Here is a 16,054-nt window from a genome sequence, read left to right on the forward strand (position 1 = left end):
ATCATCTCCCATGAACATGACTCGTGCGGCTCGCTCAGCTCGATGGCGAGACGGAAAACGCGCCGCGGAATCACGACGCCGTCCGCCTTGGTTGGGACGGGCAGGCATCGGAGAAACGGTATAAGACCGTTCGGGGCCACGGCATTAAGACGGCCGGCACCTTCGCACACTGGGCGAGGCGGGCATACGCGGTGGCACCCACGCAAAAAACCAGCGTCTGGTGGCGCTGGCAGGGACTACGACTCAAGGCCGTCGAATACGCCGTGCAGGTATCGGCGGACGGTGACGCGCTGCGTCAAAGATCGGTGATTGGCGGCTCGAAGCCTTTTACCCTGCAACCAATGTGAGCGGATTCTAGCAGGGTTTTATAGATCGTCAACACTACAAAACTTCAAAATTATAACAAAAAGTAATTTAAGACGGCCCTTCAGATCGCGATCCCGCGGCCGTAGGGCGTTTGTGCGCCGTCGACTTTTTTCATGACCGGCACGTCGAGGCGGCGGGACGGGTAAAATCGGCGCTCGATTCGGGGCCGCAGCAGGCCGCTGCGCCCGCCCACCGCCGCGCGCGCTTGCGTGCAGCCCGGACCTTCTTCATGAAATACAAAGACTTACGCGATTTCATCCAGCGCCTCGAAGCGCTCGGCGAACTGCGACGCGTGACGCAGCCCGTGTCGCCCGTGCTCGAAATGACCGAGCTGTGCGACCGCGTGCTGCGCGCCGGCGGCCCCGCGCTGCTGTTCGACGCGCCGTCCGGCTACGCGTTCCCGGTGCTCGGCAACCTGTTCGGCACGCCGCGGCGCGTCGCGCTCGGCATGGGCGTCGATGCCGGCGACGACGCCGCGCTGGCGTCGCTGCGCGATCTCGGCCGACTGCTGTCCGCGCTGAAGGAGCCCGATCCGCCGAAGAGCCTGAAGGACGCCGGCAAGCTGCTGTCGCTCGCGAAGGCGGTCTGGGACATGGCGCCGAAGTCGGTGTCGGCGCCGCCGTGTCAGGAGATCGTGTGGGAAGGCGCCGACGTCGACCTGCACCGGCTGCCAATCCAGACCTGCTGGCCCGGCGATGCGGGCCCGCTCGTCACGTGGGGACTGACCGTCACACGCGGGCCGAACAAGTCGCGGCAGAACCTCGGCATCTACCGTCAGCAGCTGATCGGCCGCAACAAACTGATCATGCGCTGGCTCGCGCATCGCGGCGGCGCGCTGGACTTCCGCGAATTCGCGTCGAAGAACCCCGGCAAGCCGTATCCGGTCGCGGTCGTGCTCGGCGCGGATCCGGCGACGACGCTCGGCGCGGTCACGCCCGTGCCGGACTCGCTGTCCGAGTATCAGTTCGCCGGCCTGCTGCGCGGCAGCCGCACCGAGCTCGCGAAGTGCGTGACGTCCGGCGTGGACACGCTGCAGGTGCCCGCTCGGGCGGAGATCGTACTGGAAGGCTTCATCCATCCGCAGGACGGCACGCCCGCGCCCGCGCCCGCCGATGCGCCGCCGCGGCCGACCGGCAGCGCGTCCGCCGCGTACGAGCACGCGCTCGAAGGGCCGTACGGCGATCACACCGGCTACTACAACGAGCAGGAGTGGTTCCCCGTGTTCACGGTCGAGCGCATCACGATGCGCCGCGACGCGATCTACCATTCGACCTACACCGGCAAACCGCCCGACGAGCCGGCCATCCTCGGCGTCGCGCTCAACGAGGTCTTCGTGCCGCTGCTGCAGAAGCAGTTCGCCGAAATCACGGACTTCTACCTGCCGCCTGAAGGTTGCAGCTACCGAATGGCCATCGTGCAGATGAAGAAGAGCTACGCGGGCCACGCGAAGCGCGTGATGTTCGGCGTATGGAGCTTCCTGCGGCAATTCATGTATACGAAGTTCATCGTGGTCGTCGACGAGGACGTGAATATCCGCGACTGGAAGGAAGTGATCTGGGCGATCACGACGCGCGTCGATCCGGTGCGCGACACCGTGATGGTCGACAGCACGCCGATCGACTACCTCGATTTCGCGTCGCCGGTCGCGGGTCTCGGGTCGAAGATGGGGCTGGACGCGACGAACAAGTGGCCGGGCGAGACGAACCGCGAATGGGGCCGGCCGATCGAGATGGACGCAGCCGTGAAGGCGCGCGTCGACCGGCTCTGGCAGGAGATCGGACTGTAGCCCGCGCGGCCGGCGCCCGCCGGCCGACGCGTTGCCCGCACCGCACACGAAACGACGATGAGTTTTCCACCCGCCTCGATGCTGTCCGACGGATTTTTCCTGTCGCTGTCGCTTTGCCTCGACATCGGCCTCGTGAACGTCGCGATGCTGTCGCTGACACTGTCGCACGGCTTCCGCCCGGGCTTCTGGCTCGGCATCGGCTCGTGCGTCGGCGATCTCGTCTACGCAGCGCTCGCGCTCGCCGGCATGGCCGTGCTGCTGCAATTCGAAGCCGTGCGCTGGATCGTGTGGATCGGCGGCGGCGCCGTGCTGCTGTTCCTCACGTGGAAGATGGCGCGCGAAGCGCTCGCGCCCACCCAAGCCCCGGACGGCGGCGACGGCGCCGAAGACACACCGCAGCCGCGTGCCAGCGCGCGACGCAGTTTCGTACGCGGGATGCTGCTCGCGATGTCGTCGCCGAGCGCGATCCTGTGGTTTGCGGCGGTCGGCGGCGCGCTGATCGCGAAAGCCGGCGCAACCACGCCGGCGACCGCGTCGGTGTTCCTGTCGGGTTTCTTCCTCGGCGGCCTCGCGTGGACGCTCTTCATGTGCACGCTCGCGAGCCAAGGCCGCAAGCGCGCGGGCGCGGGGCTGATGCGCGCATGTCACGTCGCGTCGGCGCTGCTGTTCGCCTATTTCTCATACAGCGTGATCGTCGGCGGCTATCGCGACCTGATCGCGCATGCGGTGTAACGAGTCGAATCGCCCCCCTCGAACAAAAAACGGCGCAATGTCCTGATCGACATTGCGCCGTTTTGCCATGACACGGCTGGGGGCAACGCGATCAGCGACGCCAGCCGGGCCCCCAATAACCGTGATGGCGCCAGTACGGACGGCCATAATAGCCGCCGACGACGACAGCCGGCGGCGCATAGTAGGCCGGCGCCGGCGCGTAATAAACCGGCGGTGGAGGCGGCGGCGCGTAGTACACGGGCGGCGGCGGCGCATAGACCGGATATGCCGGTGCGACCGGGATACCGATGCCGACCCCGATCGACACGTGGGCCTGTGCGGCGCTCGCCGCACCGAGGCCCAGCGCGGCTGCGGCGATGAACGGAATGAGCTTTTTCACTTCGATTCTCCTGCTGGAGCGGTATTTTTTGCGCTCCTGTCGGCAACGGCGGGCATGCACGTCGCATGCAAGCAATGTAGCGAAATCCCGGCCCGCGTGTATCGCGCATTTGTTGCAAATTGCAATTGGGCGCAATCCCATTGCCTGTTTGGGCGCTCCACGAGGCGGCCGGTCGGCGTTGCGGATTGCGCGATTTCGCCCACAGAGCCGGGGCGCCGCGCGCCGATCGGTCGATTTTACCGGGCCACGCAGCAACGATCGGTACGCCGGCGTAATGAACAATTACAAATTTGAGACAGAATCCCGTCAAGGACGTTCGCGCAAACCTCGTTACCGGGGTCGGTTCGAAAACGTCGACGCCTGTGCCGAGCCGGGCCCGCTCGCGCCGACAACCGCGGTCGCCGGCTCACGCAGCCGACAACGCCCACCGCTTGCTCGAGCCGCATATCGAGATGGCCGCCTGCGCGTACCTCGATCGCGCCCGACGGCCGCCGCAATCCTGCGATACTGGCGCCTACCCCGTTTTACGCTTCGTGAGCCGCCATGTCCGTTCCCGATACCCCTCGCCTCGGCTTCATCGGCGCCGGTCGCCTCGCGCGCTGCGTCGCGCAGCGTTTCGCGCAGGCCGGCTTTCCTGTCGTCGCGATCGCGAGCCGCACGCGCGAATCGGCCGCGGCCGTTGCCGCGCGCATCGACGGCTGTCAGGCGGTCGACACGCCGCAGCACGTCGTGGACGCCGCCGACCTGATCTTCCTGACGGTCCCTGACGATCATCTGGCATCGAGCGCCGCCGCGCTGCGTTTCGACGCGTCGCGCGCCGCCGGGCAGGCGCTCGTTCATTGCAGCGGCGCGTCGCCGGTCGACCTGCTCGATCCGGCGAAGCGTCAACGCGCGGCGACCGGCGGCTTCCACCCGCTGTACCTGTTCGGCGGCACCGACGCCGATCTCGCGCGCATCGACGGCTGTTCGGTCACGATCGAGGCCGACGGCGCACTGCACGCAACGCTCGTGCGCCTGGCCGGCGCACTCGGCTGCCATCCGCTGTCGATTCCGGCGGGCGGCCGGATGCTTTATCACGCGGCCGCACACTACGCGGCGAGCTTCGCCCTGTGCGGGCTGTCGGAAGCCGTCGAGCTGTGGCGCGACCTCGGCTTCGACGAGGAAGCCGCGTTGCGCGCGCTGCTGCCGATGCTTGCCGGCACGATCGAGACCGCTCGCGACAAAGGGCTCGCGAACGCGCTCGCGGGCCCCGTGTCGCGCGGCGATACGACGATCGTCGAGCGCCAGCTCGCACTGCTCGAAGCGCGCGGCGGCGATCACGCGACGCTGTATGCGCTGATGACGCGTCGTGCGGTCGCCCTCGCCGCGAAGCGCACGGTGCCGCCCGCGTCGCTGCCGGCGCTCGCCGAAGCGGTCGAAACGTCGCTCGCGCGTGCGGCGGCGCACCCCTCCCCTTCGCAAGACGAGGCGTGATATGGTGTCGGCCGATGCGCCGCCATCCGGCGTTGGCGGCCGCACGCTACTCGACTGTATAAAAAGGATGCCAACGATGTTCGGCGAGATCGCCCGTTTTCTGCTCAATACCGTCTTCACGCTGTTCGGCGCCGCGCTGATCCTGCGGGTCTGGATGCAAGCCGTGCGCGTGCCGCCGTATAACCCCGTCACGCAAGCCGTGCTGCAAGCGACGAACTGGCTCGTGCTGCCGCTGCGCCGTGTGATCGCCGGCGTACGCGGCATCGACTGGGCAAGCGTCGCCGCCGCACTGCTCACCGCGCTCGTGTACGTCGTCCTGATGGTCGTGATGGCCGGCTTCGATCCGGCGTCGGTGCTCGCCACGCTCGTGGTCGTCGCGCTGCTGACCGTCGTGAAGTGGGCGCTCAACCTGGTGATCTGGATGACGATCCTGATGGCGCTGCTGTCGTGGCTCAATCCGGCTTCGCCCGCGATGCCGATCCTCTACCAGCTCACCGCGCCGTTCCTGAATCCGCTGCGCCGGATCATCCCGAATCTCGGCGGCATCGACCTGTCGCCGATCCTGCTGTTCGTGATCGTGCAGGTGCTGCTGATGATCGTCACGCGCGCCGCCGTGTCGCTGACGATTTTCGGCATCTGACGCATCGCGCCGGCGCGCAGCTCCGCGCCGATAACTCGCGGCGAAAACGTTACGCCGCCGGCCCCTGCGCCGGCGGCCCGTCGAGCGTGTCGATCACGCCGAAGCGCGCCGGAATCATCGCGTAGCACACGCGCACCTTCTCGCGCGACAGCCGCTCGAGCAGCCGCTGCGCGTCGTTCTCGCTGACGATGAACTCGACCTCGATCGCAAGCGAGCCCTGCAGTTCGAAGAAGCGGTCCTCGTGCAGCACGCGATGCTGGCCGAAACCGGCCATCGCGCGAAACGCGGAGCCGCCTGCAACGCCCATCCGGTTCCCTTCCTCGAGCAGCCATTCCCACAGCGGCTTCCAGTGCAGCCGGTGCTGCTCGTGTACGTAGAAGCGCAAGAACACCTTGTCCATCGCAGCCTCCGATGCCGGCGGGCTCAGGCCGCTGCGAGCCACGCGCGCGCGGTCCACATGCCGAGCGCCGTCAGCGTGAACGATCCAGTCAAGTGTAGGGCAGCCACCGCAAACGCCCATCCGAATTCGCCCTGCAACGCGTGCGTCATCACCTCGACCGAATAGGTCGAAAACGTCGTGAGTCCGCCTAGAAAACCGGTGATCACGAACAGCCGCCATTCGGGCGGCAGCCCGACCCGCGTCGTGAAGACGACGGCCGCGACGCCGATCACGTAGCCGCCGATCAGGTTCGCCGCGAGCGTGCCGAGCGGCACGGCCGGAAAGAATGCGTTCAGCGCGAGGCTCAGGAACCAGCGCAGCAGCGCGCCGAGCCCGGCGCCGACGAAAATCGCGACGATCGAATAGAACAAGGGCACTCCTCGTGCGGATGGCGGCGACGCGCCGCGTGTCGGAACTGTATGCGTAATTGCATCGCGGCGGCAATTCGGCCGTTCGGACGGCTATTCGGCGCCGATGCAGGTTTTGCGCCGCTGCATTTTTCATTTCCGCGCCATTACGCAGTTCATTACGGATTCATTTCCGGATTTCCGATTATCCGGATGATTTTCGGGTTCGCTCGAAGCATGACGATCGGCAGCCTGAAACTCTTGATACACGGCCGTTCTCGGCCGATGCCCGACACGTGGTTTCCCTTATCTGACATTCCCGAATCGGGCCGTTATTCGATGTACCCGTTCGCGGTTATTTCGTAGACTTCAATCGACCACCCGCTCCAATCCGCATGGAGACCCGAAAATGAAGAACATCCGCGTGTCGTCCATGCTGATTCCCGCGCTATGCGTGTCGCTCGCCGCGCCGCCCGTCGTGCTGGCTGCCGGCAACGGCCCGCCGTCCTATGTCGAGGGCACGCGGCCGCCTAAAGGCTATGCGCGCCCGCCGTTCCATACGAAGCCGCTGCTCAATTCGTCGAAAGTATCCGGCCTCACGCCCGCACAGGCGCGCCATGCGTATGGCTTCGACGCGCTTGCGAACCAGGGCGACGGAATGACGGTCGCGATCGTGGACGCGTACGACGATCCGAAGATCGAAGCCGATCTCGGCACCTTCAGCAGCACGTTCGCGCTGCCGCCCTGCACGACCGCGAACGGCTGCTTCACGAAGATCTATGCGAGCGGCAGCAAGCCGCGCACCGATTCAGGGTGGTCGCTCGAAACTGCGCTCGACGTCGAGTGGGTGCATGCGATCGCGCCGAAAGCGCGGATCGTACTCGTTGAAGCCGCATCGGCCAGCTTCGCCGATCTGATGGCAGCGGTCGACGTCGCCGTACGGCGCGGCGCGTCCGTCGTGTCGATGAGCTTCGGCGCCGGCGAATTCGGCGGCGAGACGAGCCTCGACAGCCATTTCACCGTGCCCGGCGTGACGTTCGTCGCGTCGTCGGGCGACAGCGGCAGCGGCGCCGAATATCCGGCGGCATCGGCATACGTGGTGTCGGTCGGCGGCACGACGCTGTCGGCGGATCGCACCGGCAACTACATCGGCGAGACGGCATGGAGCGGCAGCGGCGGCGGCGTGAGCGGCCAGGAAGCCGAACCGTCGGGCCAGGCGACGTGGCCGATTCCGGTCGCCGGCAGCCGCGGCGTGCCGGACGTCAGCTACGACGCCGATCCGTCGACCGGCTTCGCCGTGTACGACTCGGTCAACTACAACGGACGCTCGGGCTGGTTCCAGGTCGGCGGCACGAGCGCCGGCGCGCCGCAGTGGGCCGCGCTGTTCGCGATCGCGAACTCGATGCGCGCAGCGATCGGCAAAGGCCCGTTGACCGGCACGTACGACCGGCTGTACGCGGCCGGCAAAGCCGCGTACGGCAGCGACTATCGCGACGTAACGACCGGCAGCAACGGCAATTGCGGCATGCTCTGCACCGCGTCGGGCGGCTACGACTACGTGACGGGCCTCGGCTCGCCGCAAGCCGCCTCGTTGATACCGGCGCTCGTCGGCCAGCCGTAGCAGTCGCCGCGCGTGTGCCGCTTGCCGTTTTGCTGGCCGTTTCGCTCGCACCGCGCCGTCACGTGCCGCGCCATGCGCGGTCGAGCGCGCGCAACGTCGCGAGCGCGCCGCCCTTCAGTCCGATCACGTCCGCGCGGCGCGCGTGCGCTTCTCGCGCGTTGATGCGGATCACGTCGGCACCGAGCCGCTCGCCGATCAGACGCACGGTCGGAATCGCGGTGCCCGCGCCGATTTCGACGACCGCCACACGGCCCGCCCGTGCAATCCAGCGCTCCATCGCGCGCTCCTGCGCTTCGTAGCGCGCACCGAGCCAGCCCGTATCGCCGAACATCAGGATGTTCGGTCGCGCGAGGCCGCCGCAGTGCGGACAGCGCGGCACTTCGCCGACGAGCGTACACGCAGCTTCGTCGACGTCCGGCACGAACGGTGCGGCGTCCCACGTGTCGTCCGAGCACGGCCGCAGGCATTGCATCGCGTGAATCGATCCGTGAATTTCGACGATCCGCTCGGGATCGAAGCCGGCTTTCTGGAACTGCCCGTCGACATTGCTCGTCAGCACGAAACCGCCGTTCGGCATCGTGTCGATCCAGCGGCGCAGGATCGCGAAGCCCGCATGCGGCACCGTCGCGCGGTACAGCGCGAGACGATGTCCGTAGAAGCCCCACGCGAGTCGCGCACGCGCGCGAAACGCGTGCGGCGACGCGATCTCGTGGAACGCGAAACGCTCGTGGCGCAGCGCCGGATACGCGCGCCAGAAACCGTCCGTGCCGCGGAAATCGGGCAGCCCCGAATCGACGCCGATGCCGGCGCCCGCGGTCACGAGCAACGCATCGGCACGCGCGAGCGCGTCGACGGCGCACGCGACGAGATCGGCAGGCAGGCGCGCGGCCGCGGCAACGGACGCGGCATCGGTGGAATCGGTGGAATCGGTGGAATCGGTGGAATCGGTGGAATCGGTGGAATCGGTGGAATCGGTGGAATCGGCGGAATCGGCGGAATCGTTGGAATCGGGAAACGACATGATGGCGGGCGGCAGCGGCGTCGAGCGAGATCGAACTGGCGTCGGCGATCATACGCCGTTTCGCTCGCGACGATAGTTCCGTTTCGCGAGTCGAGTCGATTCGCTTCGCGCCGGATACGCGATCACCGTCGCCGCACGCGTCACCGAACGGACAGCGCACGGAACGCCGCGTGCACGCGTGCATGGCATTCGAAGCCGATGCCCGGCGCGCTCGGCAACGCGGCATAGCCGGCGTCGACGCGCTCGCCATCCGCCAGTCCGCTGAACGGATGAAACGCGAACGGATTGACTTCCGCGCCGCCGAGCCCGAGCGCGGCAACGACGTGCAGCGAGAACAGATGACCGCCGTGCGGCCAGAACGCGTCGCGTCGCCAGCCTCGCGACACGAAGTGATCGACGATCTGCAGATAGCCGGACAGTCCATAGCAATGGACCGGATCGAACACGAGGACGTCGCGGTCGCTGCGCAGGCCGCCGTAGCGATCGAGCAGCTTCGCCTCCGCGAGCGAGAACAGCGCTTCGCCGGCCGCGATCGGCGGTGCGTATTGCGCGGCGAGCTGCGCATGAAGCGGCAGGTCGAGCGGATCGCAAACGTCCTCGAACCACCACAGGCCGAACGGTGCGAGCATCGCGGCCGCATCGCCGGCGTTCGTCGCGTCGTACGCGTTCATCGCATCGACCGCCAGATGCGCGCTGTCGGCAAGACGCGCGGCGGCCGCTTCGATGCGCCGTCGGTCGACGTCGAGGTCCGTCGCGCCGATCTTGATCTTCGCGTGCGTGTAGCCGAGATCGACGATGCGGCGCATCTCGTCGGACAGCCGCGCGAGATCGTCGCGCGGATAACGATAGCCGCCGCCCGCATATACGCGCACGCGCGCCGTCCGAGCCGGCGCCGCGCGGCCGAGCCGATCGGCGATCAAGCAATGGAGCGGCACACGCGCGATCTTCGCGGCGGCATCCCAGATCGCCATGTCGAGCGTGCCGACCGCGACGCATCGTTCGCCGTGTCCGCCGGGCTTTTCGCCGGCCATCATCGCGCGCCACGCGCGCAGCGGGTCGAGGTTCGTGCCGGCGTCGTCCGCGAGCGCTTCTGCGGCGGCAAGCAGTCGCGGCGCAAAGCGTTCGCGGATCAGGCCGCCTTGCGCGAAGCGGCCGGCCGATGCGTATCCGTAGCCCGTCACCGGACGTCCGTCGCGCACGACGTCGGTCACGATCGCGACGATGCTCGTCGTCAGGCCGCCGGACGCAATGGCCGGATCGTCATAGCGGGAAACCGGAATCGCCTGCTCGCGGATGTCGAGGATGCGCATCGTCGTGGTTCGCTCGAAGTCGTCAGGAAGCGCTTCGACGCTCTACCACTGAAGCGTGCGATGCGTCGGAGCGACAGTTCGATCGCAGCATCATAGGCGTTCGCGCGATGCATTGCAGACGCCGCGCGAACGCGCGATCCGGGCAGCCGCAACGTCACTGTGAATTCGACGCGCGTGAGCGTCGACGTATCGATGCGCGCGATGCGGTAAAACCAGCATTGCCGCGCTCGCGATCGGTAAGCGATGCCGATCCCGGCTCCGCTTTCGCATCGCTCCGAATCGACGGCACGTCGGTGCGAATCGTCGGAATGCTCACTATCGTTCGTCGATCCGCTACGACGATCCGCACGCGCTGACGGTCGACGAACGCGAGTTGTTCCGCCCCTACTCGAAACAGCTTGACCACGCGATCGATCACGCGTACTGTGGGCCACTGAAGTTTTCAAGAAGCGCGATTGCTGTTCATCATCCACCGCGACGAGCGCGGTATTCGTTGTCCTCTCCCTCCTTGATTCTTTTTCCCGCGTCCGTTCGTGGCGCATCTGCACGTTCATTTTCAGGAGATCCAACATGGATACCGGTACCGTCAAGTGGTTCAACGACAGCAAGGGCTTCGGCTTCATCACGCCCGACAACGGCGGCGACGATCTGTTCGCCCACTTCTCTGAAATTCGCGGCGACGGCTTCAAGACGCTCGCCGAAGGCCAGAAGGTCAGCTACGAGACCAAAAAGGGCCCCAAAGGCCTGCAGGCTTCGAATATCACTCCGCTTTAATTCCGCACGCTGCCGGCGCCCGTCGCGCGGCAGCATGCAATCGCGGCGCCTCGCGCTGCCTGCATCGGAGTGCCAACACATTCCGATGCAGAGGTCCGATCCGGCTCCGCCCGCTTTCGCGTGCGGACGTCGGTCGTGTGTGCGTCAACGTACACATGCGTCCGATGCGGCGTACGCGCACTTGCGCACGGCGGGATCGGGCGAGGCCCGCTCATCGCGTCGCGCAAGCGGCGCAGCAGGAGAACCTGCATGACCCGAATTCCGTCCCGCGGCAACAAGACGCCGCCGAGAAACAAGCACGCGCTTGCGTTGCCGAAGCTCGGCACTGCGTTGAACTGGGTAGCGCCCAAGCTCGAGCCTGTCACGAAAGCGCGCGCAAGCACCAGGAAGCGCACGCCTGCTTCACCGCAATGACCAATCTGTCCGCCGACAGATTCGTCTACCCGAAATCGTTCTGCTACGACACGCGTGCACCGCGCGTCGATTACCGATGCAACGATCGACGCGCATCCTGCGTGTGAGCGAAATAGCGATTCGCTTCACGTCGCGCGATCGAACCCGACATCGCGACGATACGACTGCACCGGTCGTGCCCGTTCGTCATCCGATATATCGAAGCGCGCCTGCGCCGATCCGTCGTTCGTGTACATCCGAAATTGAGATGGACACCCGACGAACGACGCGCGTATGATCGATTCATCGAGCACGCGTTGTCCTCCGGCTGCTCGCTTCTTCATCTGCCCTCTCGCTGCATTGCGCGTCGTGTCACGCGCATGGTTTTGTCCCTTTCACATCACCCGTATCGCCGTCCAGCGGTCATGCGGCTGAACGCGCATATCGACGCAATCCGTCGCAAGCGCGCCTCAGGAGTTCATCATGAGCATGCATCTCTATCGCGGATTCGAAATCTATCCGCTCATTTATCCGCACGTGCCGGCCATCAACGGCAGTGCCCACAACTACGATGCGGGGTTCGACGCGGCAGTGAAGATCTGCCTGCGCGGCACCACCGACACGGTGACGCAAAGCCAGACGTTCCGCTTGCTCGATCGCGCGCCGTTCGGCACCGCGGGCGACGCACGTCGCGCGTCGGTGCGCTACGCCGAAAACATCATCGACGACAATCGCGACAAGCAGGATTTCTTTCCCAGCGCGTCCTGACGCGACGCGCGACGGCAATACGAACTGCCCGTTATCCGGAGGACGAAATGATCATCGACGAACTGCTTGGCCTCGTCAGGCGACGCGAAGTCGCGTGGAGCGACGTCGCGCTGCCTGCCGAAATCGCCGACTCGGCACTCGGCCATCAACCGGCGCTGCAGATGTTTGCGGCCGTTCGCGCGCTGTCGATCGGCGCCGGATATTCGGAATTCGAATCCGATGAAATCGCGAGCGCCGTGATGACGCGGCTCGGCTAGCCGGATTCCCGCCCACCGTTTCGAAACAGGATTCCCATGACGACCATTACGCTGAAGGCCAACGAACCGATCGACGTCGCGCTCCGGCGATTCCGGCGAGACATCGAGAAAACCGGCCTGATCCGCGAATTGCGCAGCCGCACCAGCTACGAAAAACCGACCGCGGAGCGCAAGCGGAAAAAAGCGAGTGCCGTTGCGCGACAGCGGCTGCGAACGCGACGTTTGTTGCCGCCGCGCAAAATGTACTAGGAGAGCGCCGTGTACGACATGCCGAGCGAAGAGCCGCCATTTTTCCCGCTCACGAAATGCGAAGTCGATTTCGATCGACAGAAAGACATGGTGATGCTGCTGCCGAGCTTCTACGCGTTCGGATGCGAGTACACGAGCCGCGGCCTTCTGATCGGGCGCGACGATGCGTTCCGGCTGATCGCCGCGATCGAGAAGGCGCTCAGTGTCGACGCATGAATCAACGTTCACGCACGACGGTGTAGCGGCGGCATGATGCGACCTCGTCGACGAGCGCCCGGCGCCGTGCCGATCCATGCCGATTCGTACGAGCGGGCGTCGCGCCGGCGCATGCATCATCCGTTCTTGCCCGATCGTGCATCCGCCGCACGACCCGGTGCGCGTTCGTCATTGCGGGCCGCTGCGTCATGCTTCACGTGATCGATGAATGCGCGCAGCTTCGGCGCGATCTGCCGGCGGCTCGGATAGTAGAGAAATACACCCGGCATCATCGGCGCGAACGGCTCCAGCACTTGCACCAGTTTTCCCGCCTTCAGCCCTTCGGCGACCATCGGTTCGGGTAGTTGCGCAAGGCCGACGCCTTCGAGCGCCGCACCGAGCACGGTCGGAAAATCGCGCGCGACAAGCGGCCCCGACACCGCGGCCTCGATCGTGCGGCCGCCGTCGTCGAACGACCACGGCGCGAGCGCGCCGTTGGAGCGCCGCCATCGCACGCATGCATGGCCGCGCAGATCGTCGATGCGTTCGGGACGGTCATGATCGGCGAAGTACGCCGGGCTTCCGACGACGACGAAACGAAACGGCGGTGTCAGCGGCACCGCGACCATGTCGGCGGCAACGAACTGACCGAGCCGCATGCCGGCATCGAACCCTTCCGCTGCGAGATCGACCAGCTTTTCGCTCGCGTCGATCTCCACCTCGATCTCCGGATACGCATTGCAGAACGACGCAATCAGCGGTTCCAGCAGAATCGGCACCACCGCGCGCGGCACCGACAGACGCAGCAAGCCGGCCGGACGCCGGCCGAGTTCGCGCGCGGCGTCGCTGGCGGCGACCAGCTCTTCGAATGCCGGCTTCGCACGCGACAAGAATCGTTCGCCCGCTTCCGTCAAGCCGACGCTGCGCGTCGTGCGGATGAAAAGCGCGGTGCCGATGCGCGATTCAAGCGCGCGCACAACCTGACTCACCGCCGACGGCGTGACGCCGAGTTCCGCAGCGGCCCGGCGAAAACTGCGATGCCGGGCGACGCTGAGAAACGCTTCTACGCCATCGAGCGCGCCCTGCCTGACTGTGAAGTTCTGCTTCATAGCGCATCGACATTGTCGTGAATAGTCGCTCGCGAGAGGCCATGGTACACCTACGCATGCCGATCGCGCGCCGCACGAAGCGCGACGCGCGGCCCGGAAATCCGCTGGAAATCGTGGAGGAACGCCGCAATGAGCGATGCACTGGATGGCGTGCGCGGGCACTATCGCGCGACCGGTCTGACCGAGCGGCTCAAAGCTGCGCTCACCGTGTTCGGACCCGACGAACCGCTGCTCGAACCGCTGCAACTGGAAGCCCTCGACCAGTTTCATACGCGTGGACTCGCTGCGACCGCGGAACTCGCCGAACTCGCCGGGATTACCGCCGACATGTCGGTACTCGACGTCGGTTCCGGTATCGGCGGGCCGGCCCGCGTTCTCGCTTCAACGCGCGGCTGCCGCGTTGTCGGCATCGAACTCAGCGAACCGTTCGTCGATGCCGCGCGCTATCTGACCGAGCGCACCGGACAGAGCGAACGAGTGTCGTTCCGTAGCGGCAGTGCGCTGGAACTGCCGTTCGAAGACGGCCGTTTCGATGCCGCGTTGCTTCAGCATGTCGCGATGAACATCGCCGATCGCGCGCGGCTTTACCGCGAGATTCGGCGCGTGCTGAAGCCGCGCGGCAAGTTCGCGACGTTCGACGTCGTCGCCAACGGCAACGAACCGCACTACCCGGTCCCGTGGGCACGGACGCCGGACACGAGTTTCCTGCTAACCGCCGACGCAACGCGCGATGCGATCGAGCACGCAGGCTTCCGCACGCTCGCATGGCAAGACGACACCGCGAGCGCGAAGGCGTGGATCGCGCAACGGCGCATGTCCGGCCCGCCGACGTCGCCGCATCTCGGCATGGTGCTCGGGCCGGACTTCGCGCAATTGTTCGCGAATCTCGCACGTAATCTCGTCGAAAGCCGGGTCGGCATTTTGACCGCGGTATTCGAGGCGGCGCCGGTCGAGATACAGAACCGGACGGAGAATCGGTCATGACACCCTCGACTGCTTCCGTCGGTACCGTTCCGTCGCGTCGCGCATCGCGCAGCGTGCTCGCGACCGCATCGCTGACCGTGCTGTGGACGCTGCTGATCTACCGGCTGCCGATTATTCCGGCCAGCGGCGTGCCGACTACCGCACGCCAATTGGCCGTCCACGCGCTCGTCGCGGCTGGTCTGTGGATCGGTCTCGAGCGCGCCGATTTGACGCCCAACCAACGCCGCACCACGTGGCTTGCCGTGGTGATTCCATACACGTTGTGGTTTGCGGTCGCGTGGAGCGCGTCGATCAACGGCGTGTTCCGCGTCGACGCGTCGCCCTCGTCGGTGCCGTTGCTGCCGCTGGCGATCTTCGTACCGGTGCTGATCGGTGCGCCGATGTTGTTGTCGTCGACGCGCATTGGCCGGGCGCTCGATGCCACGCCGACAAGCTGGCTCGTTGCCGTTCAGCTCTATCGCGTACTCGGCAGCTGGGCGCTCGCCGCGTGGCTGCGCGGGCAGATGCCGGGTGCATTCGCGTTGCCCGCGGGAATCGGCGACGTGCTGACCGGCGTGCTCGCGTTGCCGACGGCGATCGCCGTCGCGACCGGTACGGCCGAAGGGAGGAAAGCGGCCATCCTGTGGAACGTCTTCGGCCTCGCGGATTTCGCCGTGGCGGTCACGATGGGCATGATCACTTCCGCGGGGCCGCTGCAGCTGATCTTTCCAAAAGTACCGAGCATCGGCGCCGGCGCATATCCGGATGTGCTGACGCCGGCATTCGTCGTGCCCAGTTCGATCCTGTTGCACGTGCTGTCGCTGCGGCAGTTGGTGCGGCGATCCGGCGAGTGATCTTGTTTGCGCATGCGGGGCGCGCGCGTGTGCGCTGAGCGGAACAGAGCCGGAAAATCGGTGAGGCAGGCGGCCGGTGAGGTGCCGCAACGAACCATCCACGCCTGCTATGAAAAGCGCGGCTGCGCCTCTCGAATCCGGCGATACGCGTCAGGCGGCTCGCTCCGCCGCCGCTTGCCATCCTGCTAGAAACCCCTGTAGAATTGCGCGTTCTGCGGGCGTCGTATAATGGCCATTACCTCAGCTTCCCAAGCTGATGACGTGGGTTCGATTCCCATCGCCCGCTCCACTTTCCGGCTGCAACGCAGCCCGCGCATGAGCCGCCTCGTCGAAGGCGGCTTTTTTGTACCATGTGCCGGTTCCTCCGGCGCATCGCGC

The 16,054-nt window shown here is 66.2% G+C and carries 21 protein-coding genes and 1 tRNA gene; 15 read left to right on the forward strand and 7 right to left on the reverse strand.

Going from position 1 to position 16,054, the window contains the following annotated elements:
* Positions 1-23: 23 nt before the first annotated feature.
* From BUB20358_RS12770 to BUB20358_RS12780, 3 genes are all read left to right on the forward strand, one after another.
* Positions 24-347: a hypothetical protein gene (locus BUB20358_RS12770; RefSeq protein ID WP_065228301.1), complete on the forward strand. Its 324-nt coding sequence runs from the start codon at positions 24-26 to the stop codon at positions 345-347.
* Between the two features lie 248 nt (positions 348-595).
* Positions 596-2,152: a UbiD family decarboxylase gene (locus tag BUB20358_RS12775; protein WP_006764948.1), complete on the forward strand. Its 1,557-nt coding sequence runs from the start codon at positions 596-598 to the stop codon at positions 2,150-2,152.
* A gap of 57 nt (positions 2,153-2,209) precedes the next feature.
* Entirely contained in the window at positions 2,210-2,884 is a 675-nt protein-coding gene (locus BUB20358_RS12780) for a LysE family translocator (RefSeq protein WP_006764949.1), read from the forward strand.
* Between the two features lie 91 nt (positions 2,885-2,975).
* On the opposite strand, the gene BUB20358_RS12785 is transcribed toward BUB20358_RS12780, so the two are convergent.
* A complete protein-coding gene (locus tag BUB20358_RS12785; protein WP_035972899.1) occupies positions 2,976-3,263 on the reverse strand; it encodes a hypothetical protein in 288 nt (95 codons plus the stop codon).
* Positions 3,264-3,806: 543 nt separating this feature from the next.
* On the opposite strand from BUB20358_RS12785, the gene BUB20358_RS12790 reads away from it, so the two are divergent.
* A complete protein-coding gene (locus BUB20358_RS12790; protein ID WP_006764950.1) occupies positions 3,807-4,736 on the forward strand; it encodes a Rossmann-like and DUF2520 domain-containing protein in 930 nt (309 codons plus the stop codon).
* A gap of 76 nt (positions 4,737-4,812) precedes the next feature.
* On the forward strand, positions 4,813-5,376 hold the full coding sequence (locus BUB20358_RS12795; RefSeq protein ID WP_035972901.1) for a YggT family protein: 564 nt from the start codon (positions 4,813-4,815) through the stop codon (positions 5,374-5,376).
* 49 nt (positions 5,377-5,425) lie between these two features.
* On the opposite strand, the gene BUB20358_RS12800 is transcribed toward BUB20358_RS12795, so the two are convergent.
* Together BUB20358_RS12800 and crcB are read right to left on the reverse strand one after the other, a co-directional pair.
* Complete coding sequence (locus tag BUB20358_RS12800) at positions 5,426-5,776, reverse strand: DUF190 domain-containing protein (protein WP_035973406.1); 351 nt, start codon at positions 5,774-5,776, stop codon at positions 5,426-5,428.
* 23 nt (positions 5,777-5,799) lie between these two features.
* Complete coding sequence (crcB, locus tag BUB20358_RS12805) at positions 5,800-6,186, reverse strand: fluoride efflux transporter CrcB (protein ID WP_035972902.1); 387 nt, start codon at positions 6,184-6,186, stop codon at positions 5,800-5,802.
* A 385-nt stretch (positions 6,187-6,571) separates the two neighbouring features.
* Here crcB and BUB20358_RS12810 point away from each other — a divergent pair, with 385 nt between their 5' ends.
* Entirely contained in the window at positions 6,572-7,783 is a 1,212-nt protein-coding gene (locus tag BUB20358_RS12810; protein WP_006764954.1) for a S53 family peptidase, read from the forward strand.
* Between the two features lie 58 nt (positions 7,784-7,841).
* Here BUB20358_RS12810 and BUB20358_RS12815 read toward each other — a convergent pair whose 3' ends face one another.
* The 3 genes from BUB20358_RS12815 to BUB20358_RS12825 all read right to left on the reverse strand — a co-directional run bounded on the left by BUB20358_RS12815 (position 7,842) and on the right by BUB20358_RS12825 (position 10,532).
* Entirely contained in the window at positions 7,842-8,804 is a 963-nt protein-coding gene (locus BUB20358_RS12815) for an SIR2 family NAD-dependent protein deacylase (RefSeq protein ID WP_239170866.1), read from the reverse strand.
* 140 nt (positions 8,805-8,944) lie between these two features.
* Entirely contained in the window at positions 8,945-10,114 is a 1,170-nt protein-coding gene (locus BUB20358_RS12820; RefSeq protein WP_006764956.1) for an enolase C-terminal domain-like protein, read from the reverse strand.
* A gap of 154 nt (positions 10,115-10,268) precedes the next feature.
* On the reverse strand, positions 10,269-10,532 hold the full coding sequence (locus tag BUB20358_RS12825) for a hypothetical protein (protein ID WP_035972904.1): 264 nt from the start codon (positions 10,530-10,532) through the stop codon (positions 10,269-10,271).
* Between the two features lie 152 nt (positions 10,533-10,684).
* On the opposite strand from BUB20358_RS12825, the gene BUB20358_RS12830 reads away from it, so the two are divergent.
* From BUB20358_RS12830 to BUB20358_RS12855, 6 genes are all read left to right on the forward strand, one after another.
* Positions 10,685-10,888 (forward strand): cold-shock protein, encoded by a 204-nt coding sequence (locus tag BUB20358_RS12830; RefSeq protein WP_006764957.1) that lies wholly within the window; start codon positions 10,685-10,687, stop codon positions 10,886-10,888.
* Positions 10,889-11,137: 249 nt separating this feature from the next.
* Complete coding sequence (locus BUB20358_RS12835) at positions 11,138-11,302, forward strand: hypothetical protein (protein WP_165802975.1); 165 nt, start codon at positions 11,138-11,140, stop codon at positions 11,300-11,302.
* Between the two features lie 462 nt (positions 11,303-11,764).
* A complete protein-coding gene (locus tag BUB20358_RS12840) occupies positions 11,765-12,049 on the forward strand; it encodes a hypothetical protein (RefSeq protein ID WP_006764958.1) in 285 nt (94 codons plus the stop codon).
* 47 nt (positions 12,050-12,096) lie between these two features.
* Complete coding sequence (locus tag BUB20358_RS12845) at positions 12,097-12,306, forward strand: hypothetical protein (protein WP_035972905.1); 210 nt, start codon at positions 12,097-12,099, stop codon at positions 12,304-12,306.
* A gap of 36 nt (positions 12,307-12,342) precedes the next feature.
* On the forward strand, positions 12,343-12,555 hold the full coding sequence (gene rpsU, locus BUB20358_RS12850) for a 30S ribosomal protein S21 (protein WP_035972907.1): 213 nt from the start codon (positions 12,343-12,345) through the stop codon (positions 12,553-12,555).
* A gap of 18 nt (positions 12,556-12,573) precedes the next feature.
* On the forward strand, positions 12,574-12,771 hold the full coding sequence (locus BUB20358_RS12855) for a hypothetical protein (protein WP_035973407.1): 198 nt from the start codon (positions 12,574-12,576) through the stop codon (positions 12,769-12,771).
* A gap of 116 nt (positions 12,772-12,887) precedes the next feature.
* Here the strand turns inward: BUB20358_RS12855 and BUB20358_RS12860 are convergent, their stop codons facing one another.
* On the reverse strand, positions 12,888-13,859 hold the full coding sequence (locus BUB20358_RS12860) for a LysR family transcriptional regulator (RefSeq protein WP_006764959.1): 972 nt from the start codon (positions 13,857-13,859) through the stop codon (positions 12,888-12,890).
* A 129-nt stretch (positions 13,860-13,988) separates the two neighbouring features.
* Here BUB20358_RS12860 and BUB20358_RS12865 point away from each other — a divergent pair, with 129 nt between their 5' ends.
* From BUB20358_RS12865 to BUB20358_RS12875, 3 genes are all read left to right on the forward strand, one after another.
* Positions 13,989-14,843, forward strand: coding sequence for a class I SAM-dependent methyltransferase (locus BUB20358_RS12865; RefSeq protein ID WP_035972911.1), 855 nt, complete (start codon positions 13,989-13,991; stop codon positions 14,841-14,843).
* Complete coding sequence (locus tag BUB20358_RS12870; protein ID WP_006764961.1) at positions 14,840-15,676, forward strand: DUF8737 domain-containing protein; 837 nt, start codon at positions 14,840-14,842, stop codon at positions 15,674-15,676. Before BUB20358_RS12865 ends, BUB20358_RS12870 begins: the two co-directional genes overlap by 4 nt.
* A 214-nt stretch (positions 15,677-15,890) precedes the next feature.
* Positions 15,891-15,965 (forward strand) — tRNA-Gly (locus BUB20358_RS12875).
* The last annotated feature ends 89 nt before the right edge of the window (positions 15,966-16,054 follow it).

Origin of the sequence: Burkholderia dolosa, from assembly GCF_902499135.1 — a bacterium.
Classification (GTDB): domain Bacteria; phylum Pseudomonadota; class Gammaproteobacteria; order Burkholderiales; family Burkholderiaceae; genus Burkholderia; species Burkholderia dolosa.

What these genes read in the sequence shown, in the direction of transcription:
- BUB20358_RS12795 (WP_035972901.1), top strand. Translation starts at nt 4,813, where the DNA reads ATGTTCGGCGAGATCGCCCGTTTTCTGCTCAATACCGTCTTCACGCTG.
- BUB20358_RS12845 (WP_035972905.1), top strand. Translation starts at nt 12,097, where the DNA reads ATGATCATCGACGAACTGCTTGGCCTCGTCAGGCGACGCGAAGTCGCG.
- BUB20358_RS12820 (WP_006764956.1), bottom strand. Translation starts at nt 10,114, where the DNA reads ATGCGCATCCTCGACATCCGCGAGCAGGCGATTCCGGTTTCCCGCTAT.
- BUB20358_RS12860 (WP_006764959.1), bottom strand. Translation starts at nt 13,859, where the DNA reads ATGAAGCAGAACTTCACAGTCAGGCAGGGCGCGCTCGATGGCGTAGAA.
- BUB20358_RS12835 (WP_165802975.1), top strand. Translation starts at nt 11,138, where the DNA reads ATGACCCGAATTCCGTCCCGCGGCAACAAGACGCCGCCGAGAAACAAG.
- BUB20358_RS12800 (WP_035973406.1), bottom strand. Translation starts at nt 5,776, where the DNA reads ATGGACAAGGTGTTCTTGCGCTTCTACGTACACGAGCAGCACCGGCTG.
- BUB20358_RS12855 (WP_035973407.1), top strand. Translation starts at nt 12,574, where the DNA reads ATGCCGAGCGAAGAGCCGCCATTTTTCCCGCTCACGAAATGCGAAGTC.
- BUB20358_RS12830 (WP_006764957.1), top strand. Translation starts at nt 10,685, where the DNA reads ATGGATACCGGTACCGTCAAGTGGTTCAACGACAGCAAGGGCTTCGGC.
- BUB20358_RS12815 (WP_239170866.1), bottom strand. Translation starts at nt 8,804, where the DNA reads ATGTCGTTTCCCGATTCCAACGATTCCGCCGATTCCGCCGATTCCACC.
- BUB20358_RS12870 (WP_006764961.1), top strand. Translation starts at nt 14,840, where the DNA reads ATGACACCCTCGACTGCTTCCGTCGGTACCGTTCCGTCGCGTCGCGCA.
- BUB20358_RS12865 (WP_035972911.1), top strand. Translation starts at nt 13,989, where the DNA reads ATGAGCGATGCACTGGATGGCGTGCGCGGGCACTATCGCGCGACCGGT.
- BUB20358_RS12840 (WP_006764958.1), top strand. Translation starts at nt 11,765, where the DNA reads ATGAGCATGCATCTCTATCGCGGATTCGAAATCTATCCGCTCATTTAT.
- BUB20358_RS12775 (WP_006764948.1), top strand. Translation starts at nt 596, where the DNA reads ATGAAATACAAAGACTTACGCGATTTCATCCAGCGCCTCGAAGCGCTC.
- BUB20358_RS12790 (WP_006764950.1), top strand. Translation starts at nt 3,807, where the DNA reads ATGTCCGTTCCCGATACCCCTCGCCTCGGCTTCATCGGCGCCGGTCGC.
- BUB20358_RS12780 (WP_006764949.1), top strand. Translation starts at nt 2,210, where the DNA reads ATGAGTTTTCCACCCGCCTCGATGCTGTCCGACGGATTTTTCCTGTCG.
- BUB20358_RS12810 (WP_006764954.1), top strand. Translation starts at nt 6,572, where the DNA reads ATGAAGAACATCCGCGTGTCGTCCATGCTGATTCCCGCGCTATGCGTG.
- rpsU (WP_035972907.1), top strand. Translation starts at nt 12,343, where the DNA reads ATGACGACCATTACGCTGAAGGCCAACGAACCGATCGACGTCGCGCTC.